We start from the raw sequence: 6,413 nt of genomic DNA, 5'->3' as shown, positions 1-6,413 counted from the left end.
TGCAACCTCACCAGAGCGCAGAAGGAGCTTCTGCCGTACCTGCTCTACGGCGCACAGCAAGTCGACCCGTCGATCGATCCGATGGACTACAGCGGCAGCGTCGCGGAGGCCAACAACGAGCTGCTGCTCACCTGCTCGGGCGGCGACACGGACGGCAAGGAGCGCGCCGTCGAGGCAATGGCTCCGGACGAGTTCGCCGCTGATTCAGCGCAATCCGAGCAACAGCTGCTCGACGTGATCGGTCGCTACACACTCCCCCAGGTGCGAACCGAGGTCCCGATGTTCGTGGCCTACGGCGCGAAAGACGACATCGTGCTGCCGCAGTGGACCGCCGACGGCGTCGAAAAGGCGTGCGCTCTGGGTGATCCGATCGTCGCGCAGGAGCAGCCCGAGCAGGGCCACGACGTCAGCGACGAGGCCGCCATGCAGTTCCTGGCTGCCGTGTTCGCAGGCCAAACCGTGCCCAGCACATGCTGACGAGCGGCTCCGCGACGGAGAGAATCACCGAGTACGCCCATGACGGATTGGTGTTCGACGTCCTCGACCAAGGCCCGCTCGACGGCCCGATCGTGTTGCTACTGCACGGATTTCCCGAGCGGGCATCGTCGTGGTCCGCGGTGATGGCCGTTCTGAACGAGCACGGATTCCGCACTGTTGCACCGGATCAGCGTGGGTACTCACCGCGGGCCCGGCCGAAGCGGCGACGGGACTATCGCATCGGAGCGTTGGTCGGCGATGTCGCCGCCCTGATCGAGGTGATCGGTCAACCGGTTCATCTGGTCGGACACGATTGGGGAGCGAACATCGCCTGGGTCACCGCAGGCCGACACCCTCAACTCGTTGCGTCACTGACGGCGTTCTCGGTTCCGCACCCCGGCTCGTTCATGACTGCGATGCTCACCTCGAAGCAAATTATGCACTCCTGGTACTTCGCGTTCTTCCAACTGCCGCTACTGCCCGAGAAATGGATGATGCGTCCCGGCGCACGGGCCGAGAAGTGGTACGAACGAAGCGGAATGACCGAAGACGACCTCGAACGAACGAAGACGGAGATCGTCGACTACGGCGCACTCCCCTTTGCCGTTACCTGGTACCGCGGACTTCCGTTTTCGAACCCGGGCATCGGCCGTCTACGCATCACCGTGCCGACGTCGATGGTCTGGAGTGACGGAGACACCTTCATCGGACGATCCGCCGTCGACAATGCACAGCGCTACGTCGACGCGGCATACACCTTGACCGTATTAGCCGATGTGTCGCACTGGATTCCAACACAGGCATCGGATGCGGCCGCCGCAGCAGTGTTGCGGTCGATCGCCCTCAGCGGCACGTGACCGCTCCACAACCGGAGGCATACTGCACCATGGACACCACCGGCCTTCTCACTGAACTCGTCACCACGAGCACCGTTTCCGGCGACCCCGCACCGCAGCGACTGACCATGAACACGGTTCTGTCGCTGCTTCGAGCGCGCACTCCGATGCTGACCGTGGAAGGCGACACCGACGGTCCGCACCCGTGGATGCTGATAACCAACGAGGCACCTCCCGAGACGACGCGGCTGATGTTCGCCTGTCACGTCGACACCGTCCCGCCCGGCGACCTGAAGCACTGGCAGTTCGATCCATTCGTCGCCGACATCGAGGACGGCGTCCTACGCGGCCGAGGCACCTCGGACATGAAGGCCGGTCTCGTGGCGGCCACGGCCGCAGTGCTCAACGCCATCGACGACGGTGTCCCGGTCGCATTCCTGCTCACCAGCGACGAGGAGATCGGATCGCTCGGCGCGCAGGCCGCCCGCCATGCCGTCGCCGACTGCAGCGTCGGAGCCGTCGTGGTCCCGGAGGCCACAGGAAACCGCGTACACCTCGGCCATCGCGGTGCGCTGTGGGTCGACGTGTTCACTGCAGGTGTTGCCGCACACGGCAGTACACCGCAACGTGGCGAGAGCGCCATCTTCAAACTCGTCGACGTGTTGGCGCGCGCAAAAGAGGAACTGCCGCTCGCCTCGGATGCATTCCTGGGCGCGGAAACGTTCAACGTCGGACTGATCGACGGCGGTTCGGCCCCCAACATCGTGCCCGACGCGGCCCACGTGGTGATCGACCACCGTACCGTCGGCGATGGCCGGGATCTGCTGGCCTGGTGGAGGGATCAGCCGGAAGTGGATCGTATCGACGCGCGTATCGACCTCCCGGGGGTACGCACCACGCCGGACAACGACTGGATCTCTTCACTCCCGAATCCCGTTGCAGCGGAGCCGGTCACCTACTTCACCGATGCTTCCATCCTGGCCGCCGCGGCCCCGTCGGCCCCGATCGTGGTGTGGGGACCGGGCACGCCGGCGCTGATGCACGCGGCCGACGAGAGCGTGTCCTTGGCCGAACTCGACGCCGCCGTCGCCGCCTACGGCGCGGTGACGCGAGCCTGGCCTACGGTCGACTGACGCACCACCAGTTCAGGTTTGAGCGCGATGTGCGCGGTACCGGTGAGGTCGGTGTTCATCGCCTGATCCAGCAGCCGCGTCGCCTCGGCAGCGATCCGTTCCTGGGGCTGCCTGATGGTGGTGATCGGCGGATTGCTCAAGGCGGAGAACGGAATGTCGTCGAATCCCGTCACCATGATGTCCGACGGTACGGCGAGCCCCAGCGCCTGGCAGCTCTGTAGTACTCCCAGCGCGATCAGGTCGTCGGCACACACCACCGCATCCGGACGAGACGCCGAACTGAGCATCGTCCGAGACGATTCGCGTCCCCAGTCGATCGAGTAGTCGCCCAGCTGGGTCCACTCCTCTCGCGTCTCGATGCCAACGCGGGCGGCGTGCCGAAAGAAGCCGGCCCGGCGCAGCTCGGTGGAGGAGTTGGTGAGCTCCGAGCTGATGAACGCGGCGCTGCGTGCGCCCTGGGCGGCGAGGTGATCCATCAGAAGTGCTTGCGCCGCATCGTCGTCCACGCCCACCCAGTCGGTGTGCGTGTCGAGTGCGAATCGGTCCAGTTGAACGACGGGGATCGCGCGAGCCGAGGCTCGGACGGCGTCGGCGGATCGTTCACCATGGCACGGGCTGATGATGATGCCATCGACCTGACGAGAGACCAGGCTTCGCAGACGCTGCGCTTCGACGGCCGGATCCGAGCGCGAATCGCAGAGGAACAGTTGCAGTCCACGCTGCGAGAGCACGTGTTCGACGTTGACGACGAGCGACGTGAAGAACGGGTTGGCAATGGACGGAACCACCATGCCGATGGTGTCGGTGCGATTGCGACGCAGCGAGCTGGCGATGATGTTGCCGGAGTAGCCCAGCTCGTCCGCTGCTCGCCGGATGGCCGCGGCGACCTCCTCCGAGACCGGCCGAGAACCCGACAGTGCCCGCGACACCGTGGCCGTCGAGACGCCCGCACGTTCGGCGACGTCGCGAATCGTTGCCTTGCGCATCCGACTCCTAGTCTTTGGTGTGGCCTGAGGGTAGCGAATCGTGGACACCGTCCGGTCTGGTTAACACGATAGAGGCAATCGTTTACATAAACGACTCGAGAATTCCTTGACATGAACGGGTGTTGATCCCCTACGGTGCATATACGCAAGGTAATCGATTACATGCCCGACTCGATTGCCCCGATCCCAGGAGCCACCCACGTGAGCACGCCCCCTCCGGAAGCCAGCCCGACACCGTCGCTGGGAGTATTCCCGTCCAAGCCGTCGGCGCTCGCCGACATCGTCGCCACCACCCCCGCCCTCATCGGGGCCATCCACCTCCCCGCGCTCCCGGGAAGCCCGCATTACAAGGGCCAGCCCGTCGCCGAGATCGCCGCCTTCGCAGTCGCCGAGGCACACGCCTACATCGACAACGGCTTCGACGCGGTCATCGTCGAGAACCATTGGGACATCCCGTTCCTCAAGCCCGGTGAACACGGCTACGAAACCGCGGCGACAATGGGCGTCGTCACCGCCGCCGTGGTCGCAGAATTCGGCCGAGCCGTCGGCGTCAGCATCCTGTCCAACGCAGGCGAATGCGGCGTGGCCGCAGCGTGGGCCGCAGGCGCGAGCTTCGTCCGCGTCAACCAGTGGGCCAACGCATACATCGCCAACGAGGGCTTCATCGAGGGCCAGGCTGCCAAGACCACTCGCTTTCGCCATCGCATCGGAGCCACCCCGGTCAAGATCTTCGCCGACGTGCACGTCAAGCACGGTGCGCACGCCATCGTCGCCGACCGCACCATCGCCGAGCAGACCGAGGACGCCGAGTTCTTCGACGCCGACGTCCTCATCGCCACCGGCTCCCGCACCGGTGACGCCGCCTCGGTGGACGAGGTGTCGGTGATCAAGAACAACACCGTGCTCCCGGTCATCATCGGCTCCGGAATCACCGCGGGCAACGTGGGCGATCTGATGAAGGAGTGCGACGGTGCCATCATCGCCTCCTCGGTCAAGGAGAACGCGCGCTGGTGGGGCCGGGTGGACGGCGACAAGGTACGCGCCGTCGCCCGCGCAGCAGGCAAGTAGCGCATGATCGTCTTCTTCGGCTACGCCAACAGCGATGTGACGGTGCATGTTCCGCACGTGCCGGTGCTCGGCGAACGGGTTCAGGCGACGGCCGTCGACACCATCGACGGGGGCATGACCGCCAACGCCGCCGTCGCCGCCGCCCGCATGGGTGCCCGAGTCGCCTTCGCCGGAGCCGTCGGACCGGACCCGCGTTCGACGCAGTTCCTCGCCACACTCGAACACGACGGCGTCGACACCAGCTGGTCACCGCGTGACGCATTTCTCTCCACCGCAGTGGTTCTCATCGCCGACGGCGGCGACCGATCCATCATCAGCCAGGACGACGCCAACGACGCCACCCGATTGGCTGCGGTGCTCGCCACCCTCGCCGAGGGCGGCGGCCGACTCTTCCTCGACGGCTATCGAGCAGCGATGCTGCCCGCCGAACTCCCCCCGAACGTCAGCCTCGCAATCGACCTCGACGGCTGCGAGGACGCCGATGCCGCGCTGCGGGCATTCGCTCTCGCCGACCACGTGATAGTCGGACGCAGTCTCTGGCAGAACAGCTTCGGCATCGAGGCCGAGCGGTGGTCGACGCTGACCGCCGAACACGACACCCACCTCGTCGTCACCGACGGCGAACACGGGTGGACCCTGGTCACGCCTACGGGCGAGACCGTCACCGAACCCGCGGTGCGCGTCGACATCATCGACGCCGTCGGCGCGGGCGACTGTTTCTGCGGTACCTACATCGCCTTCGTCGACGCAGGCACACCACCGGCCGACTCGGCACGTCTCGCGGGAGTGTCGGCAGCCCTCGCCTGCGCCACCCCCGGGCCACGCGGCTGCCCCAGCCTCACCGAACTGACCGAATTCACCTCCACGCACGCACCATTCGACCTCCAGGAGATCCCATGATCAAACGCGCACTCCCTCTCGTTCTCGGTGCTGCCGTGGCGCTGACGCTCACGTCCTGCGACTCCGCCGCTCCCAGCGATACCGCCGGTGGGACCGACGCGGCCGCGTCGTCGATCCCCGAGCCCACCCGCGTCGCCGAATCCTGCGAGGGCAACAACGGCACCCTCAAGATCGGCCTGGTGACGATCAACCTTCAGGCCCTGTTCTTCAACCAGATCAACAACGCAGCTCAGAACGTGGCCGATCAGGCCGGTGTCGATCTCCAGATCATCAGCGGCAACGACGATTCCGTCACCCAGGCCAACGCGTTCGACAACCTCATCGCCTCCGGCGTCGACGCCATCATCGTCGACGCCATCGACACCGACGGCATCAAGCCGTCCGTGGCCAAGGCAGCTGCCGCGGGAATCCCCGTCGTCGCCGTCGACGCCACCGTGGACGATCCGGCCATCTCCACCCAGGTGGGCACAGCCAACGCCGAGGGCGGAGCGCAGATCGGCGACACCCTGGCCGAGCTCGCGAACAACACCGGCACCGTCGGTATCGTCGGCGCGCTCAACAGCACCATCCAGCTCGAACGCCAGAAGGGCTTCACCGACACCGTCTCCGCCGCAGGCATGACCGTCGGAACGGTGGTCGACGGTCGCAACATCCAGGAGAACGCGCAAACCGCCGCGGAGAACCTGCTCACCGGTAATCCGGACATGGAATACGTCTACGCCACCGGCGAACCCGCGCTCATCGGTCTCGTTGCCGCAGTGAACAGTCAGAGCGCACAGGACCGGGTCAAGGCCGTCGGATGGGACCTGTCGGATCAGGCCGTCACCGCGCTCCAGGCCGGCTGGCTCGAAGGCGTCGTACAGCAGAACACCTTCGAATTCGGTTACGAGGCAATGAATGCCGCCATCGACCTCGGCTGCGGACGCACCGCCCCCGCAGACATCCCTGTCCCGACGCAGATCGTCACCCCGGCGAACGTCGGCGACTACATGTACTACCTGGAGAAGTAGAGC

At 65.9% G+C, this 6,413-nt stretch carries 7 protein-coding genes; 6 read left to right on the top strand and 1 reads right to left on the bottom strand.

The genetic code is table 11. The annotated features are described in order from the left end of the window. From CH256_RS28110 to CH256_RS15010, 3 genes are all read left to right on the top strand, one after another. On the top strand, positions 1-477 hold a 477-nt coding region (locus tag CH256_RS28110; RefSeq protein ID WP_179272115.1), incomplete at its 5' end, for a hypothetical protein. Beyond that, complete coding sequence (locus CH256_RS15015; RefSeq protein WP_094669959.1) at positions 471-1,334, top strand: alpha/beta fold hydrolase; 864 nt, start codon at positions 471-473, stop codon at positions 1,332-1,334. The genes CH256_RS28110 and CH256_RS15015, both read left to right, overlap by 7 nt. 29 nt (positions 1,335-1,363) lie before the next feature. Then, a complete protein-coding gene (locus tag CH256_RS15010; protein WP_094669960.1) occupies positions 1,364-2,446 on the top strand; it encodes a M20/M25/M40 family metallo-hydrolase in 1,083 nt (360 codons plus the stop codon). Here the strand turns inward: CH256_RS15010 and CH256_RS15005 are convergent. Then, the gene (locus tag CH256_RS15005) at positions 2,407-3,432 is read right to left on the bottom strand and encodes a LacI family DNA-binding transcriptional regulator (protein ID WP_094640621.1); all 1,026 of its coding nucleotides are present in this window, start codon (positions 3,430-3,432) and stop codon (positions 2,407-2,409) included. The genes CH256_RS15010 and CH256_RS15005 overlap by 40 nt on opposite strands. A gap of 201 nt (positions 3,433-3,633) precedes the next feature. On the opposite strand from CH256_RS15005, the gene CH256_RS15000 reads away from it, so the two are divergent. From CH256_RS15000 to CH256_RS14990, 3 genes are read left to right on the top strand one after another with little or no spacing between them, the layout of a single operon-like run. Further along, positions 3,634-4,500 (top strand): BtpA/SgcQ family protein, encoded by an 867-nt coding sequence (locus tag CH256_RS15000; RefSeq protein WP_231893772.1) that lies wholly within the window; start codon positions 3,634-3,636, stop codon positions 4,498-4,500. 3 nt (positions 4,501-4,503) lie between these two features. Continuing rightward, the gene (locus tag CH256_RS14995) at positions 4,504-5,400 is read left to right on the top strand and encodes a carbohydrate kinase family protein (protein ID WP_094669958.1); all 897 of its coding nucleotides are present in this window, start codon (positions 4,504-4,506) and stop codon (positions 5,398-5,400) included. Continuing rightward, positions 5,397-6,410 carry a substrate-binding domain-containing protein gene (locus CH256_RS14990; protein WP_094669957.1) on the top strand — a complete coding sequence of 338 codons (1,014 nt, stop codon included), beginning with the start codon at positions 5,397-5,399 and terminating at the stop codon, positions 6,408-6,410. Before CH256_RS14995 ends, CH256_RS14990 begins: the two co-directional genes overlap by 4 nt. Positions 6,411-6,413 lie beyond the last annotated feature (3 nt).

Source organism: Rhodococcus sp. 05-2254-6 (assembly GCF_002258565.1).
Taxonomy (GTDB): Bacteria; Actinomycetota; Actinomycetes; order Mycobacteriales; family Mycobacteriaceae; genus Rhodococcoides.
Note: the sequence above shows the minus strand (reverse complement) of the source record. Positions and strands in the feature narration are given on the sequence as shown.